At 71.7% G+C, this 15,240-nt stretch carries 16 protein-coding genes; 3 read left to right on the top strand and 13 right to left on the bottom strand.

Annotated elements, in window-relative coordinates:
• Positions 1-65: 65 nt before the first annotated feature.
• Positions 66-476, top strand: coding sequence for a hypothetical protein (locus EXE59_RS18135; RefSeq protein WP_135840152.1), 411 nt, complete (start codon positions 66-68; stop codon positions 474-476).
• Positions 477-511: 35 nt separating this feature from the next.
• On the opposite strand, the gene prcA is transcribed toward EXE59_RS18135, so the two are convergent.
• The 4 genes from prcA to dop all read right to left on the bottom strand — a co-directional run bounded on the left by prcA (position 512) and on the right by dop (position 4,201).
• Entirely contained in the window at positions 512-1,537 is a 1,026-nt protein-coding gene (gene prcA / locus EXE59_RS18130; RefSeq protein ID WP_135840151.1) for a proteasome subunit alpha, read from the bottom strand.
• Positions 1,538-1,556: 19 nt separating this feature from the next.
• A complete protein-coding gene (gene prcB / locus EXE59_RS18125) occupies positions 1,557-2,387 on the bottom strand; it encodes a proteasome subunit beta (RefSeq protein ID WP_135840150.1) in 831 nt (276 codons plus the stop codon).
• A 5-nt stretch (positions 2,388-2,392) separates the two neighbouring features.
• Positions 2,393-2,590, bottom strand: a complete 198-nt coding sequence (locus EXE59_RS18120) for a ubiquitin-like protein Pup (protein WP_135840149.1) — start codon at positions 2,588-2,590, stop codon at positions 2,393-2,395.
• A 90-nt stretch (positions 2,591-2,680) separates the two neighbouring features.
• Positions 2,681-4,201, bottom strand: coding sequence for a depupylase/deamidase Dop (gene dop, locus EXE59_RS18115; RefSeq protein WP_135840148.1), 1,521 nt, complete (start codon positions 4,199-4,201; stop codon positions 2,681-2,683).
• A 3-nt stretch (positions 4,202-4,204) separates the two neighbouring features.
• On the opposite strand from dop, the gene EXE59_RS18110 reads away from it, so the two are divergent.
• Complete coding sequence (locus tag EXE59_RS18110; protein WP_210429062.1) at positions 4,205-4,828, top strand: class I SAM-dependent methyltransferase; 624 nt, start codon at positions 4,205-4,207, stop codon at positions 4,826-4,828.
• Positions 4,829-4,975: 147 nt separating this feature from the next.
• Here the strand turns inward: EXE59_RS18110 and EXE59_RS18105 are convergent, their stop codons facing one another.
• The 5 genes from EXE59_RS18105 to EXE59_RS18085 form a co-directional block, all read right to left on the bottom strand.
• Complete coding sequence (locus EXE59_RS18105) at positions 4,976-5,347, bottom strand: hypothetical protein (protein WP_135840147.1); 372 nt, start codon at positions 5,345-5,347, stop codon at positions 4,976-4,978.
• A gap of 7 nt (positions 5,348-5,354) precedes the next feature.
• Positions 5,355-7,100, bottom strand: coding sequence for a proteasome ATPase (gene arc / locus EXE59_RS18100; RefSeq protein WP_135840146.1), 1,746 nt, complete (start codon positions 7,098-7,100; stop codon positions 5,355-5,357).
• Between the two features lie 127 nt (positions 7,101-7,227).
• A complete protein-coding gene (locus EXE59_RS18095) occupies positions 7,228-7,767 on the bottom strand; it encodes a GrpB family protein (protein ID WP_135840145.1) in 540 nt (179 codons plus the stop codon).
• 7 nt (positions 7,768-7,774) lie between these two features.
• Positions 7,775-8,746, bottom strand: a complete 972-nt coding sequence (locus EXE59_RS18090) for a tRNA (adenine-N1)-methyltransferase (protein ID WP_135840144.1) — start codon at positions 8,744-8,746, stop codon at positions 7,775-7,777.
• Between the two features lie 48 nt (positions 8,747-8,794).
• The gene (locus tag EXE59_RS18085) at positions 8,795-9,961 is read right to left on the bottom strand and encodes a site-2 protease family protein (protein WP_246056880.1); all 1,167 of its coding nucleotides are present in this window, start codon (positions 9,959-9,961) and stop codon (positions 8,795-8,797) included.
• A 90-nt stretch (positions 9,962-10,051) separates the two neighbouring features.
• Here EXE59_RS18085 and EXE59_RS18080 point away from each other — a divergent pair, with 90 nt between their 5' ends.
• Positions 10,052-10,969: a RecB family exonuclease gene (locus EXE59_RS18080; protein WP_135840143.1), complete on the top strand. Its 918-nt coding sequence runs from the start codon at positions 10,052-10,054 to the stop codon at positions 10,967-10,969.
• A 22-nt stretch (positions 10,970-10,991) separates the two neighbouring features.
• Here EXE59_RS18080 and EXE59_RS18075 read toward each other — a convergent pair whose 3' ends face one another.
• Genes EXE59_RS18075 through EXE59_RS18060 form a run of 4 tightly spaced genes read right to left on the bottom strand, consistent with a single transcriptional unit; the run spans position 10,992 to position 15,159 of the window.
• Positions 10,992-12,152 carry an ABC transporter ATP-binding protein gene (locus tag EXE59_RS18075; protein ID WP_135840142.1) on the bottom strand — a complete coding sequence of 387 codons (1,161 nt, stop codon included), beginning with the start codon at positions 12,150-12,152 and terminating at the stop codon, positions 10,992-10,994.
• Complete coding sequence (locus EXE59_RS18070) at positions 12,149-13,162, bottom strand: ABC transporter ATP-binding protein (protein ID WP_135840141.1); 1,014 nt, start codon at positions 13,160-13,162, stop codon at positions 12,149-12,151. Before EXE59_RS18070 ends, EXE59_RS18075 begins: the two co-directional genes overlap by 4 nt.
• Positions 13,163-13,167: 5 nt before the next feature.
• Positions 13,168-14,142 carry an ABC transporter permease gene (locus EXE59_RS18065; protein WP_135840140.1) on the bottom strand — a complete coding sequence of 325 codons (975 nt, stop codon included), beginning with the start codon at positions 14,140-14,142 and terminating at the stop codon, positions 13,168-13,170.
• 6 nt (positions 14,143-14,148) lie between these two features.
• Positions 14,149-15,159, bottom strand: coding sequence for an ABC transporter permease (locus EXE59_RS18060; protein ID WP_135840139.1), 1,011 nt, complete (start codon positions 15,157-15,159; stop codon positions 14,149-14,151).
• Positions 15,160-15,240 lie beyond the last annotated feature (81 nt).

Below are 15,240 nucleotides of genomic sequence, written 5' to 3'. Positions count from 1 at the left end.
GCGGAAACTTCGCCCGCGTGACGTCGCGCTTGACGTCGCCGGGCCGGACGGGTGAGCGTTCCTCCATGGGACCCCGCCACCTCGTCGCGACCGTCCTGGTCGAGCCGGGCACCGTGGAGGACCTCGAGCTGAGGGTCATGACCGACGACCTGTGGCTGTGGCCGGTGAGGTCGGCGCCAGTCGTGGTCGACGGGGCGAGGCTGGAGTTCCAGCTCCGTCGGCGCCTGGTCGAGGAGCGACGCGGGCAGTGGGACGACGCCGCCGACTGGACCCCGGCGTGGATCGGCTTCGGCGACGCGTGGCACGAGTTCGGGCCGGACGGCGACGTGCGCCCGTCGGGTCCTCTCCCGTGGGCGGCGCACCAGCGCCTGTGGGGCGCGCTGGACGAGTTCGGTCCGTTCGTGCGCTACCGGCGACGGCTCACCGGGATCCCGACCGTGCCGACGGCGCAGTGGCCGGGGCTCCACCTCCGCTGAGCCCGACCTGGCAGGGCCCGCCAGCCGAGCCGGGATCAGATCTGGCCGGGCTCGGCGGGCGGCGTGCCGGGAGCAGGCGGCTGCCCAGGCTCGGGTGCCGGGGGCTGAGGCGCAGGCGGCTGCGGCTGGCCGGGAGCCGCCGGGTCCGTCGGTTCGGTCGGCCGCTCGGCAGGCGGGGCCACCGGCGGCGCGACGGGAGGGGCCACCGGAGGCGCGGTCGGCTCCCCGGTGACGGGATCCTCCAGCGGCGGCGTGGCGCCCGAGACCTGGTCGGTCGGGTCGCTCGGGTCGTCCTGCCCGGAGTGGCGCGGACCCGACCCGGCGACCGCGTCCTCCCTGGACGGCTCGTCGGCCCGCTCGGCCCCGCGGGCTCCGAGGACCTCGCCGAGGCGCGCCTCGCGCAGTCGCAGGAACTTGCGCGGCTGCGTACGGGTGCGGTCGAGGACCGCGACCTCCAGGTCCCGGACCGGGATCACGCGGTCCTCGGACTCGCTGTGGCCGAGGGCTGCGACGGCGACGCGCAGGGCGTCCTCGAGGGAGGCCCCCGAGACGTAGTGCTCGGCCAGGTGCCCGGCCACCACGTCGGCGGCGCCGCCCATCACGGCGTAGCCGTGCTCGTCGGCGACCTGGCCGTCGTAGGTCAGGCGGTAGAGCTGGTCGTCCTCGGGCGCGTCGCCGATCTCGGCGACGAAGATCTCGACCTCGTAGGGCTTCTCGCCGCCGGAGGAGAAGATCGTGCCCAGCGTCTGGGCGTAGGCGTTGGCGAGGCCGCGGCCCGTCACGTCCCGGCGGTCGTAGGCGTAACCGCGCATGTCGGCGAGGCGTACGCCGGCGATGCGGAGGTTCTCGAACTCGTTGTAGCGACCGACGGCCGCGAAGGCGATCCGGTCGTAGATCTCGCTGACCTTGTGCAGTGCCTGGGACGGGTTCTCCGAGACGAACAGGATCCCGTCGGCGTACTGGACGGCGACCACCGAACGCCCCCGGGCGATGCCCTTGCGCGCGAAGTCGGCCCGGTCCTTCATCAGCTGCTCGGGCGAGACGTAGAACGGCATGCTCATGTGGGGTGCTCCTACGTCGTCAGGTCAGGGCCGCGGCCGGGCCGTCGGGGCGCTGCATGCGGGAGGCCAGGATGCGGTCGGCGATCGCGGCCACCTCCTCGTCGGGCATCCGACGCCCGCCGTCGGGGGTGATCACGTGGACGACCGGGAAGATCCGGCGGGTGATGTCGGGGCCGCCGGTCGCGGAGTCGTCGTCGGCGGCGTCGTAGAGGGCCTGCACGACCGCGGTGACCGCGTCCTCGGCGTCGAAGTCGTCGCGGTAGAGCTTCTTGAGCGAGCCGCGGGCGAAGAGCGAGCCGGAGCCGACCGAGTGGAACGCGGTTTCCTCGTAGCGGCCGCCGGTCACGTCGTAGCTGAAGATGCGGCCCTGGTCGGCGGCGAGGTCGTAGCCGGCGAAGAGCGGCACCACCGCGAGGCCCTGCATGGCCATGCCGAGGTTGGCGCGGATGAGGGCCGCGAGCCGGTTGGCCTTGCCGTCCATCGACAGCGTGGTGCCCTCGATCTTCTCGTAGTGCTCGAGCTCGGTCTGGAACAGCCGCACCATCTCGACCGCGAGCCCGGCGGTGCCGGCGATGCCGACCACGGAGTACTCGTCGGCCGGGAAGACCTTCTGGATGTCGCGCTGGGCGATGATGTTGCCCATGGTGGCGCGGCGGTCGCCCGCCATCACGACGCCGCCGGCGAAGGTCGCGGCGACGATCGTGGTGCCGTGCGGGGCCAGGTCGCCCGCGTCACCGGCAGGCACGGCACGGCGCGACGGCAGCAGGTCGGGGGCCTCGGCGCCGAGGAAGTCGGCGAAGCTGGAGGTGCCGGGCGCCATGAAGGACGAGGGGAGGCGGGAGTCGCCCATACGGACTACTCGCCGCCCTTCTGGATGAACGACTTCACGAAGTCCTCGGCGTTGGTCTCGAGCACCTCGTCGATCTCGTCGAGGATCGCGTCGACGTCCTCGTCGATCATCTCCTTGCGCTCGGCGACGTCGGTCTCCACGACCTCCTCCGTCGCCGTCTCGTCCTGCGAGGACTTGCGCGGCTGCTTCTGCTCCTGGGCCATACCGCGACCCTATCCACTCCCACCGACGCCACAAGGACGTTCACCGTCAGCGGACGGGCGTTTCCTGAGTCGTACGGTCAGGTACGCCGATCAGCGGGTGATCGCCGCGACCAGCGCCTGGGCGGTGTCGCAGCGGTCGATCAGCTCCCCGACGTGGGCGCGGGTGCCCCGGAGCGGGTCGATCGTCGGCACCCGCTGGAGGGACTCACGACCCGGCAGGTCGAAGATCACCGAGTCCCAGGACGCAGCAGCCACGGCGTCGGCGTACTTGTCGAGGCACCGGCCGCGGAAGTAGGCCCGGGTGTCCACCGGCGGGTCGTGCATGGCGGCCTCGATCGTCGCGTCGTCGAGCAGCCGCTCGATCCGGCCGGCGCCCGCGAGCCGGTGGTAGAGGCCCTTGTCGGGGCGTACGTCGGCGTACTGCAGGTCGATCAGGTGCAGCTTGGCGTCGTCCCACCCGAGCCCGTCGCGGTCGCGGTACTGCTGGAGCAGCTTGAGCTTGGCGACCCAGTCGAGCTCGCTCGCGCACTCCATCGGGTCGCGCTCGAGCCGGGTCAGCACCGACTCCCAGCGCGCCAGCACGTCGACGGTCTGGTCGTCGGCGTCCGAGCCGTAGCGGTCCTCGACGTACTTGCGGGCGAGGTCGAGGTACTCGAGCTGCAGCTGCACCGCGGTGAGCCGACGCCCGTCGCGGAGCGTGACGAGGTGCCGCAGCGTCGGGTCGTGCGAGACGTCGCGCAGGGCGCGGACCGCTCCCTCGACGCTCAGGTCGCGGTCGATGAAGCCGTCCTCGATCATCGCCAGCACGAGGGCGGTGGTGCCGGACTTGAGGTAGATCGACACCTCGGCGAGGTTGGCGTCGCCGAGGATGACGTGGAGGCGTCGGTAGACGGCGGGGTCGGCGTGCGGCTCGTCGCGGGTGTTGATGATCGGGCGCTTGAGCGTCGTCTCGAGACCGACCTCGACCTCGAAGTAGTCCGAGCGCTGGCTGATCTGGAACCCGCGCTCGGCGGTGGTGTCCCGGCCGTCCTGGCCGATGCCGACGCGACCGGCTCCGGTGACGACCTGCCGCGAGACGAAGAACGGCGTCAGGTGGCGCACGATCTCGGCGAACTGGGTCGAGCGGCGCATCAGGTAGTTCTCGTGGGCCCCGTAGGAGGCGCCCTTGTTGTCGGTGTTGTTCTTGTAGAGCAGGATCGGCGCGCTGCCGGGGAGCTGCGCGGCCATCCGCGACGCGTCCAGCATCACCTGCTCCCCCGCCTTCTCCCACCGCACCACGTCGAGCGGCGTGGTGACCTCGGGCGAGGAGTACTCGGGGTGGGCGTGGTCGACGTAGAGCCGGGCTCCGTTGGTGAGGATGACGTTGGCCAGGCCGAGGTCCTCGTCGGTGAGCTGGCTGGGGTCGGCGATCTGGCGCGCCATGTCGAAGCCGCGCGCGTCCCGCAGCGGGGACTCCTCCTCGAAGTCCCAGCGGGCACGCCTGGCTCGTGCGGTCGAGCTGGCGTAGGCGTTGACGACCTGCGAGGACGCGACCATCGGGTTGGCCGACGGCTGTCCCTGCACAGAGATGCCGTACTCGACCTCCGTGCCCATCACGCGGCGTACGCTCATGGTGTGAGCCTACGGGTGTGGGACGAGCGCGTGGTGCCGCGGCTGACCGATCTCAGGCTGCGCAGCCGTGAGATCGGCGAGCTGCGGGCGCCCACCTGCGCCGGCCTGGTCGGGCGGGTGCTGGAGATCGGGTTCGGCAGCGGGCTGAACGTCCGCTGGTACCCGCCGGAGGTGTCGTCGGTGACGGCGATCGAGCCGTCCGACGTGGGCTGGGGGATCTCGGCGCGGCGTCGCGCACGAACCAGCCTGCCCATCGAGCGCGCGGGCCTCGACGGCCAGCGCCTCGACCTGCCCGGCGACTCGCACGACAGCGCGCTGGTGACGTTCAGCCTGTGCACGATCCCCGACCCGCTCGTGGCGCTGCAGGAGGCCCGGCGGGTGGTGCGCGACGGCGGTCGGCTGCACGCGCTCGAGCACGGCCGGGCGCCCGAGGAGTCCGTACGCCGGTGGCAGCGCCGCCTCGAGCCGGTGCAGCGTGCCGTCGCCGGAGGGTGCCACCTCACGCGGGACATCCCGGCCCTGGTCACCGCCGCGGGCTGGCGGGTCGAGGAGCTGGAGCAGGCGTACCTCCCCGGTCCGGGCATCGCCCGGCCGTGGACGTACGGCTACCGGCTGGTGGCCGGGTGAGGGTGACGGTCAGCGTCCGCGACGGAGGAACCCGGCGATGAAGAGCACGATGACGACGATGACGACGATGATCAGGATGGTTCGCATCTGCTCAACCTAGTGCCCCGCGCGCCTCGAGCACCCCCTCCCGAGGGGTGTCGCGACTGCTCAGTGCTCGCGCCGGTGCGGGCCGTTGACCGCAGACGCGTGGGCGGCGTTGACGCCGACGATGCCGAGCCAGGCCACGACGACGGCCGGCAGCCCGCCGCCGTCGGTCGCGACGGTGGTGGCGATGGTGATCGGGATGCCCGCCCCGACCGAGACGATGCCCAGCACGAACTGGCGGATCCGGGCGCCCTCGTTGCTGGCGGAGCGACGCTGCTCGAAGGCCCGCTGCTCGGCGACCCGCTGGTCCACGGCCCGCTCGATGCGCTCGGCGAAGCCCTCCACCAGCTCGGCGTCGTAGCGGGCGCCGAGCTCCCGCCTGGCCTCCAGCGCCGCCTCGATGTCGCGGTGCCCCAGGTCCTCCTCCGGGCTCACCAGCGGCTCACAGGTACTGGCCGGTGTTGGAGACCGTGTCGATGGAGCGCCCGGGCTCGGTGCCCTGCTTGCCCGTGATGAGCGTGCGGATGAACACGATGCGCTCACCCTTCTTGCCCGAGATCCGCGCCCAGTCGTCGGGGTTGGTCGTGTTGGGCAGGTCCTCGTTCTCCTTGAACTCGTCGACGCACGCCTGGAGCATGTGCTGGACCCGGAGGCCCCGCTGCGCAGGGTTGAGGTCGCTGTCGAGGAAGTCCTTGATCGCCATCTTCTTGGCGCGGTCGACGATGTTCTGGATCATCGCGCCGGAGTTGAAGTCCTTGAAGTAGAGGACCTCCTTGTCGCCGTTGGCGTAGGTGACCTCGAGGAACCTGTTCTCCTCCGACTCGGTGTACATCCGCTCCACCGTGGCGCGGATCATCGCGTTGACCGTCGCGTTGCGGTCCTGCCCGAACTCGGCCAGGTCCTCGGCGTGCAGCGGGAGCGTCGGGGTGAGGTACTTGGAGAAGATGTCGCGCGCCGACTCCGCGTCGGGCCGCTCGATCTTGATCTTCACGTCGAGCCGCCCCGGTCGCAGGATGGCCGGGTCGATCATGTCCTCGCGGTTGGAGGCGCCGATCACGAGCACGTTCTCCAGCGCCTCGACGCCGTCGATCTCGCTGAGCAGCTGCGGCACGATCGTGTTCTCGACGTCGGAGGAGACGCCGGAGCCGCGGGTGCGGAAGAGCGAGTCCATCTCGTCGAAGAACACGATGACCGGCGTGCCGAGCGAGGCCTTCTCGCGTGCGCGCTGGAAGACCAGGCGGATGTGGCGCTCGGTCTCGCCGACGTACTTGTTGAGCAGCTCGGGGCCCTTGATGTTGAGGAAGTAGGACTTCCCGGACGCACCGGTCCGCTCGGAGACCTTCTTGGCCAGAGAGTTGGCGACCGCCTTGGCGATCAGCGTCTTGCCGCAGCCGGGCGGGCCGTAGAGCAGCACGCCCTTGGGCGGCTTGAGCTCGTGGTCCTTGAACAGCTCGGGGTGGAGGTAGGGCAGCTCGACGGCGTCACGGATCGCGTCGATCTGGGTGGTGAGGCCGCCGATCTGCGTGTAGTCGATGTCGGGCACCTCCTCGAGGACCAGCTCCTCGACCTCCGACTTCGGCACGACCTCGTAGACGTAGCCCGCGCGCGTGTCGAGCAGCAGCGAGTCGCCGGCGCGGATCGTGACGTCCTCGGCGCACAGGGGCTCCGCGAGGCGTACGACGCGCTCCTCGTCGGCATTGGCGATGACCAGGGCCCGCTCGCCGTCCGCGAGGATCTCCTTGAGCATCACGACCTCGCCGACCTGCTCGAAGTCGAGGGCCTCGACGACGTTGAGCGCCTCGTTGAGCATGACCTCCTGGCCGCGCACGAGCGCGTCGAGCTCGACCGCCGGGCTCACGCTCACGCGCAGCTTGCGGCCTCCGGTGAACACGTCGACCGAGTCGTCGTCGTTGCGGGCGAGGAAGGTGCCGAAGCCCGCCGGCGGCTGCGCCAGCCGGTCGACCTCCTCCTTCAGCGTCGTGATCTGGTCCCGGGCGTCGCGCAGCGTCTGCGCGAGCCGCTCGTTCTGCCCGGAGACGGCTGCCAGCGACCGCTGCGCGTCGGCCAGGCGGGTCTCCAGGGCGCGGGCGTGGCCCGGCGCGTCGTCGAGGCGGCGGCGCAGGTCGGTGACCTCTGCCTCCAGGTATCGCACCTGAGTGGCAAGTTGCTCGCGTGTCGGCTCAGACATCTCGCACCTCCTGACCAATGACACTACCCATGGATCCGTGGGACGGAAGTGGTTATCTCGCCGTGTCGATCACCGTTTGGCAACGACACGTTCGCGGCGTCGTCACCCGGCGCCTCAGCCCGGCCCGTCAGCCGGCGTCGTTCAGCCGGCGGATCGCGGCGAGCTCGGCTGCGTCGAACTCGCCCGACGCCTCGAGCACCTCCTGGAGCACGGCCGACTTGCCGGCGAGGTAGGTGTCGATGTCCATGTCCGGGTCCGCGGCGAGCGCACGCTTGACCGCGCCGTACGCCTCGCGCAGGTCGGCGCGTCGCCGCAGCACGTCCCGCACGGCGAGGTGGTTGCGGACGTTCGGCGTGCCGGCGGTGCACACGTAGACGTTTCGCCGCGGCTCGTCGGGGGCGCGGAACGCCTCGCGTCCGGCGACGCCGAGATCACCTCGGTGGACGTAGCCGACCGACTCGAGCGCGGCCAGGGCTGCCGGCACGTCCCCCGGATCCACGATGACGTCGACGTCGAGGATCGGCTTGGCGGCCAGCCCCGGCACCGACGTCGACCCGACGTGCTCGACCCGCGCCGACCGCACGTCGGCGAGGGCGTGGGTGAGCACGCCAGCCACCTCCTCGAACTGCCCGGCCCAGCGGGGCGACCAGTCGACGACCTCGATCACGCCTCGATCACGCCTCGGGCTCGGCCTGCTCGAGCGGGGGCACGTCCGCCGGGCGCGGGCCGGTGTAGTCGGGCCCGTACGCGCCGGGGGCGGGCCGGCGCGTCTTGCGGGGCGGCCGCTCCCCCGGCGCCATCCGCCGGGCGGTGACGAGGAACGCGGTGTGGCCGATCATCTTGTGGCCCGGGCGCACCGCGAGGCCCTCGACGTGCCAGTCGCGCACCAGCGACTCCCACGGCTGGGGCTCGGTGAAGCCGCCGCGCGCACGCAGCGTCTCCACCACCCGCGACAGCTGCGTGGTGGTGGCGACGTAGGCGCACACGATGCCGCCCGGCACGAGCGCGTCCGCGACGACGTCGACGCAGTTCCACGGGTCGAGCATGTCGAGGATGATCCGGTCCACCTGCGCGCCGAGCGCCGGCAGGCCCTCCTTGAGGTCGCCGAGTCGCAGGTCCCACGCGGGGTGGGTGCTCCCCTCGGGCGCGGAGAAGAACTGGTGCACGTTGCGGCGGGCGACGTCGGCGAACTCCTCACGGAGCTCGAAGGACGTCAGCCGTCCCCACGGACCGACGGCGCGCAGCAGCGAGCAGGTCAGGGCGCCGGAGCCCGCGCCCGCCTCGACGACCCGCGCGCCGGGATAGATGTCGGCCAGGGCGACGATCTGCGCGGCGTCCTTGGGGTAGACCACGGCAGCGCCGCGGGGCATCGAGACCACGAACTCGTTGAGGAGCGGGCGGAACACGAGGTACTGGCCGCCGGCCGAGGACGTCACGGTGAAGCCCTCGTCGCGGCCGATCATCTCGTCGTGGTCGAGGTGGCCCTTGTTGGAGAAGAACCGCTTGCCGGCGACCAGCTCGAAGTTGTGCTTGCGACCCTTCTGGTCGGTCAGTCGCACCCACTCCCCCTCGCGCAGGGGGCCGCGGTGGACGCCGGACCAGGCCTCGGCGGGGACGTCGGGAGAAGGCTCGGACGGGTCAGGCATGGCGCGAACCCTAGTGCGCGAGGGGCCGATCCACTCAGCCGGCGAGGCTCAGCGCCGGGCGTTCTCGCGGAACGCGCGGTCCACGTCGGCGGTCGACAGCACGCCGTAGATCGTCCCGTCGGCCTCGACGAGGAGGTACTCCTCGGCCGGTCGCCGGCTGATGGCGAGGATCAGCTCCTCGCCGGCCACCGTGGCGGGCAGGGTGAGGCCGTCCTCGAGCTTGCGGGCGACGGTCGAGACCGCGACCCACGGGCGGCGGTCGGCCGGCATCGCGGTCACCGCGGCCTCGCTCACGATGCCGACGGGCGAGCCGTCGGCGGTGACGGTGACGATGCTGCCGGCCTGGGCCTCCTGGGCACGGCGTACGGCCTCCGCCAGCGGCAGGTCCTCGGGGACCGAGAGCGTACGCCGGGCGAGCGGGCGGGCGACGAGCGCCGGCAAGCGCTCGCGGATCCGGGCATGGGCCATCGCTGCGGTGGCGCCGGTCCACAGGAACAGGCCGAGGATGAACACGAGGACGAGGTCGAGGATCGTCGGCTGCTGGCCCGTGAGCGGCTCCATCACCAGCGGCCAGGCGAGCAGGGCGAGTGCGGTCAGCCGTCCGCCCCAGCCGGCCACGATGCTGCCGCGGTGCTGGTTGCCGGAGGCTCCCCACACGGCGGCCTTGAGCACCCGGCCGCCGTCGAGCGGGAGCCCGGGGACGAGGTTGAGGACGCCGATGATGAGGTTGGCACCGGCCAGGCCCTGGAGTGCGAGTCGGACGAGCCCGTCGGGGACCACGAACCAGGCCGCTGCGGCGGCCAGGCCGACCGCGATCGAGGTCAGCGGCCCCACGACAGCGATCCAGAACTCGTGGCGCGGGCGGCGCGACTGCCCGTCGATCTCGGTCATCCCACCGAGGAAGTGCAGTGTGATCGAGTTGACGCCGTAGCCCAGGCGCTGGGCCACGACCGCGTGGGAGGCCTCGTGGAGGAGCACCGACAGGTAGAGCACGACCGCGAAGACGAAGCCGGCGACGTACTTCCAGAACCCCAGGCCGGGCTGGGCGTCCTCGATGCGCGGGGCGAAGGTGAGCGAGATCAGCAGCGCCACGATGAACCACGAGCTCGTGACCAGCACGTCGATGCCGGCGATCGAGCCGATCCGCAGGGTGCCCGGCGCGCGCGGTGGCCGCGCGGGCCTCTCGACGTGGGCTGGATCGGTCGGGTCGGGCACACCTGAACCCTAACGAACCCCGCCCACACCGGGAGCGCCCAGGAGCGGCGCCCGGCCGGTGTCGTACGGCTCGCCTAGGGTGACGACGTCATGTCGATCCCCGCCTCCGAGCCTGCCGCATCGTCCCCTGTCCCGTCCCCCGCCGAGCGGGTCTCCACCCCGGTGGACGGCGTCGACGTGCTGGGCGCGCTGTCGCCGAGCCGGGCGGGCGACTTCATGGCTTGCCCCTTGATGTACCGCTACCGCACGATCGACCGGCTCCCCGAGGCGCCTTCACCCGACGCGGCCCGCGGCACCCTCGTGCACAAGGTGCTCGAGGACCTCTTCGACCTGCCCGCGCCGGAGCGTACGCCCGAGCGCGCGGCCGACATGCTGGCGCCGGCGTGGGACGCGATCCTCGCGGTCGAGCCCGCTCTCGCGGAGATGTTCGGCAGCGCCGGCCCCGACCTCGCGGCGTGGATGGCGTCGTGCCGCACCGTGCTGGCGCGCTACTTCGACCTCGAAGACCCCCGTCGCCTCGAGCCAGCCGAGCGCGAGCTCTACGTCGAGGCACTCCTGGAGTCCAGGCTGCTCCTGCGCGGGTTCGTCGACCGGATCGACGTGGCCTCCGACGGACGCATCCGCATCAGCGACTACAAGAGCGGTCGCAGCCCGGCCGAGGGCTTCGAGGCCAAGGCCCTGTTCCAGATGAAGTTCTACGCCCTGGTCGTGTGGCGCCTGCGCGGGATCGTGCCGTCGGTCCTCCAGCTGATCTACCTCGGCAACGGCGAGATCGTCCGCTACGAGCCCGACGAGCAGGACCTCCTCGCGACGGAGCGCAAGGTCGAGGCACTCTGGCGTGCGATCACGCTCGCCCAGGAGACGGGCGACTGGCGGCCGAGCCCGTCACGCCTGTGCGACTGGTGCTCCTTCCACGAGTACTGCCCCACCAAGGGCGGCACCATCCCGCCCCTGCCCGAGCCCCCGGCGCCCGTCGTCGACGCCTCCACCGACGAGTCGGCGGACTGACGCGCCGCCGGTCGGGGTGTCGTCAGGGGGCGATGTACGCCTCGGGCGGCGTGGGAGGACCGTCCGGTCCGCCGAACCCCTCGAGCTCGAGCTCGGGCTCGACCTCGTGACGCTGGATCTCCCCCGCTGCGATCTGCTCGGCGAAGTGGCATGCGACCCGGTGCCCCGACGACGCACCGTCGACCTGCACGACGCGCAGCTCGGGCCGCTCGGTGTCGCAGCGCGTCTCCTGGCGCCACGGGCACCGGGTGTGGAAGCGGCACCCGGTGGGCGGGTGGGCAGGTGAGGGCAGGTCGCCGGTGAGCAGGATCTGCTCACGCGTGTCCTCGAGGGTGGGGTCGGGCACCGGCACGGCCGACATGAGGGCCCTGGTGTAGGGATGGAGGGGCACGTCGTAGAGCTCACCCGCCTCGGACTCCTCGACGAGGCCGCCGAGGTACATCACGCCGATCCGGTTGCTGATGTGGCGCACCACGGCCAGGTCGTGGGCGACGACGAGATAGGTGAGCCCGAGCTCGTCCTGCAGGTCCTGGAGCAGGTTGATCACCTGCGCCTGGATCGAGACGTCGAGGGCGCTCACCGGCTCGTCGGCGACGATGAGGTCGGGACCGACCGAGAGCGCGCGGGCGATGCCGATGCGCTGGCGCTGGCCGCCGGAGAACTCGTGGGGGTACTTCTTCAGGCCCGACGGAGGCAGCCCGACCGCCGACATGAGCTCCCGCAGCCGGGCGTGCGTGGCCGCCTTGTCGGTGTCGAGACCGTGGGCGCGCATCCCCTCCAGCAGGAGCGCCTCCACCGTCTGCCGGGGGTCGAGGCTGGACATCGGGTCCTGGAAGACCATCTGGAAGCGCTTGCGCTCGGTGCGCAGGGCCTCGCCCTTGAGCGAGGCGATGTCGACCCCGTCGAACACGACGGAGCCCGCCGTGGGCGGCTCGAGGTTGAGGATCGCCTTGCCGAGGGTGGACTTGCCGCAGCCGGACTCGCCCACGAGGCCGTAGGTCTCCCCCCGGTGGATGGTCAGGTCGACGCCGTCCACGGCGCGGACGTGACCCACCGTGCGATCGAAGACGATCCCGCTCTTGATCGGGAAGTGGACCTCGAGGTCGCGTACCTCGACCAGCACCTCCCCCTGCGCGGCCGTACGCGCTCCGCGAGCCTGGTCGAGCCCGGTCGATCCGCTCATCGGGACACCCCCATCGGGTTGAAGCAGCGCAGGCCGACCACGTCGTCCCCGTCCCACACAGGCGTCTCCCGCACGCACACGTCCAGCGCGTTGGGGCACCGCGGGGCGAAGGCGCACGCGTCGTCCCACGGCAGGTTGTCCGCCACGGATCCCGGGATGGGCGAGAGCGGCTCGCCGCGCGGGGCGTCGAGCCGAGGGATCGAGCTGAGCAGCCCGACCGTGTAGGGATGACGTGGGCGGGCGAAGAGGGTGTGGCGGTCGCCGCGCTCGACGATCTTGCCGCCGTAGAGCACGTTGACCTCGTCGCAGAGCCCGGCGACGACGCCCAGGTCGTGGGTGATCATCACCATGGCCGTGCCGGTCTCCACCACGAGCTCCTTGAGCAGGGCGAGGATCTGCGCCTGGATCGTCACGTCGAGGGCGGTGGTCGGCTCGTCGGCGATCAGGAGCCGCGGCTGGCAGGCCAGGGCCATCGCGATGAGGGCGCGCTGGCGCATCCCGCCGCTGAGCTGGTGGGGATAGCTGGCCAGGCGAGCCGTCGGGTCGGGGATGCCGACGCGCTCCAGCAGGTCGGCAGCCTTCGGCATCGCCTCCTTGCGGCTCAGCCCCTGGTGGCGCTCCATGACCTCGGTGACCTGCCGGCCGATCTGGATGACCGGGTTGAGCGACGACAGGGGGTCCTGGAAGATCATGGCGATGTCGGCGCCGCGTCGGTCGCGCATCTGCGCAGGCGACAGCGACAACAGGTCCTCGCCGTCGAAGACGGCCGAGCCCTCGACGGTGTTGCCCCGGGTGGGCAGCAGGCCCATGACCGCCAGCGAGGTGACGGACTTGCCGCACCCGGACTCGCCGACCAGGCCGACCGTCTGGCCGGGGCGTACGTCGAAGCTGACGCCGTCGACGGCGCGGAAGGGCTCCTCGCCGCGACGACCGAACGTCACGCGCAGGTCGCGCACCGCCAGCAGCGGTTCGCCGTGCCGGGGGGCGGGATGGAGTGGCTGCGTGCTCATCGCACTCACCTCCGGGTCTTGGGGTCGAGGGCCTCGCGCAGCGACTCGCCCATCAGCGTGAACCCCAGCGCGACCACGATGATGCAGGCGGCGGGGTAGAAGGCGAGGTGGGGCTCCTGCCCGAGGTAGGGCTGGGCCGCTCCGAGCATCTGCCCCCACTCGGGCCGTCGGTCGTCGGGATTGCCCAGGCCCAGGAAGGACAGCGCGGCCGCGTCGATGATGGCGACCGCCAGCACCAGCGTCGCCTGCACGATCACCGGGCCCAGCGCGTTGGGCAGCATGTGCCGGAACACGATCGCGTGCGGCTTGACCCCGAGGGACCGCGCTGCGAGGACGTGGTCGCTGGCGCGTTGGCCCAGCATCGACCCGCGCAGCAGCCGGGCGAAGATCGGCACCTGGACCGTCGCGATGGCGACGATGAGCGTCCACTGGCTCGGACTGCTGGCCAGTGCGGCGATCGTGAACGCCAGCAGGAGCGACGGGATGGACAGCATCACGTCGACGATCCGCATCACCAGCGAGTCGGCCCAGCCGGCGAACGCACCGGCGATGGTGCCGAGCGTGACGCCGCCGAGGAGGCCGAACAGGGTGGCCAGGACGCCCACCATCAGCGTCTGCTGGCTGCCGACGAGGAGGCGGGACAGCAGGTCGCGCCCCTTGTCGTCGCCGCCGAGCGGGTGTCCGGGCTCGGGCCCGGGAACGGGGTTGGACTGGGGCCGGATGTCGTCGAGGAGCGGGCGTGCCGCCGGGTCGTAGGGCGCGAGCCACGGAGCGACGAGCGCCAGCACGACGAACGTGACCGTGATCGCCAGGCCGACGAGGAAGACCGGGTTGCGACGCAGCCGCCGCCAGGCACTGAGGATCAGGGAGACGCCGCCCTCCTCGTCGGCCGAGGCAGCCGCCAGCGCGTCCAGGCGCTGCTTGCGGCGGTCGGCGTACGACGTGCGCTGTGGGGGTGGCTGGGGGGTCTCAGAGGTCATGGCGGCTCACCTCGTCCGGATCCGGGGGTCGATGAGGGCATAGGTGATGTCCACCAGCAGGTTGACGAGGACGTAGATCGCGGCCGCGGCCATGATCAGGACCTGCAGCACGGGGTAGTCCTTCTGCAGGAAGCCCTCGGCGAGGGCCTGCCCGACCCCCCGCCACGAGAACACGGTCTCGGTGAGGACCGCCCCGGACAGCAGTGCGCCGACCTGGAGACCCACGGTGGTGACCACGGGCAGCATGGCGTTGCGCAGCACGTGGCGTCCGCGGATCACCCGGGCCGTGAGTCCCTTGGCCTCCGCGGTGCGCACGTAGTCCTCGTCCAGCACGTCGAGCACCGAGGCCCGGGTGATGCGGAAGACCACGGCGAACGGGATGGTGGCCAGGGCCACTGAGGGCAGCACCAGGTGCTTGAGGGCGTCCCAGGCGGCATCCCACTCCCGCGTCAGGATCCCGTCGAGGACGAAGAGTCCGGTGACACGGGTCGCGTCCAGGCCGATGCTCTGCCGGCCCGAGACGGGGAGGAGGTTCCACTCCACCGCGAAGAAGTACTTCAGCAGGAACGCCGTGAAGAAGACCGGGACGGCCACCCCGACGAGCGAGGAGATCACGGTGGTGGTGTCGAGCGCGGTGCCCTTGCGCCGCGCCGCGAGGTAGCCGAGCGGGATGCCGAGCGCGATGGCGATGACCAGCGCGAAGAACGACAGCTCCAGCGTCGCCGGCAGGCGAGTCAGGAAGATGTCCAGCGCGTCCTCGCCCGGGAGCACCTGGGTCGACACGCCGAAGTCACCCCGGAAGGCTCGCTGCATGAACCGCAGGTACTGGACGGGCAGCGGCTGGTCGAGGCCCAGAGCCTGCTCCAGCGCCTCCCTCCGGGCCTCGGTCTGCCGCTCACCGAGCAGGGCGGACACCGGGCCGCCCGGCAGGGAGCGCAACCAGACGAAGACGAGAAATGACAGGACGAGCAGGACGCCCACCATCTGCAGGAGGCGTCGCACGGCGAAACGAAGCATGGTTCTCCTCAGCCACCAGCGGGTCGGGGGGTCGTCCCGCCGGGACGACCCCCTGACTCACACATCACGTGTCACGGGGCG

The organism is Nocardioides eburneiflavus (assembly GCF_004785795.1).
GTDB lineage: Bacteria > Actinomycetota > Actinomycetes > Propionibacteriales > Nocardioidaceae > Nocardioides > Nocardioides eburneiflavus.
This window is presented reverse-complemented; position numbering and strand designations above follow the sequence as displayed.

Bases quoted from the DNA above. Each gene is read 5' to 3' on its own strand.
- arc (WP_135840146.1), bottom strand. From the start codon at position 7,100: ATGTCTGAGCCGACACGCGAGCAACTTGCCACTCAGGTGCGATACCTG.
- dop (WP_135840148.1), bottom strand. From the start codon at position 4,201: ATGAGCGTACGCCGCGTGATGGGCACGGAGGTCGAGTACGGCATCTCT.
- EXE59_RS18075 (WP_135840142.1), bottom strand. From the start codon at position 12,152: ATGAGCGGATCGACCGGGCTCGACCAGGCTCGCGGAGCGCGTACGGCC.
- EXE59_RS18070 (WP_135840141.1), bottom strand. From the start codon at position 13,162: ATGAGCACGCAGCCACTCCATCCCGCCCCCCGGCACGGCGAACCGCTG.
- prcA (WP_135840151.1), bottom strand. From the start codon at position 1,537: ATGAGCATGCCGTTCTACGTCTCGCCCGAGCAGCTGATGAAGGACCGG.
- EXE59_RS18065 (WP_135840140.1), bottom strand. From the start codon at position 14,142: ATGACCTCTGAGACCCCCCAGCCACCCCCACAGCGCACGTCGTACGCC.
- EXE59_RS18090 (WP_135840144.1), bottom strand. From the start codon at position 8,746: ATGCCTGACCCGTCCGAGCCTTCTCCCGACGTCCCCGCCGAGGCCTGG.
- EXE59_RS18135 (WP_135840152.1), top strand. From the start codon at position 66: ATGGGACCCCGCCACCTCGTCGCGACCGTCCTGGTCGAGCCGGGCACC.
- EXE59_RS18080 (WP_135840143.1), top strand. From the start codon at position 10,052: ATGTCGATCCCCGCCTCCGAGCCTGCCGCATCGTCCCCTGTCCCGTCC.
- EXE59_RS18060 (WP_135840139.1), bottom strand. From the start codon at position 15,159: ATGCTTCGTTTCGCCGTGCGACGCCTCCTGCAGATGGTGGGCGTCCTG.
- prcB (WP_135840150.1), bottom strand. From the start codon at position 2,387: ATGGGCGACTCCCGCCTCCCCTCGTCCTTCATGGCGCCCGGCACCTCC.
- EXE59_RS18120 (WP_135840149.1), bottom strand. From the start codon at position 2,590: ATGGCCCAGGAGCAGAAGCAGCCGCGCAAGTCCTCGCAGGACGAGACG.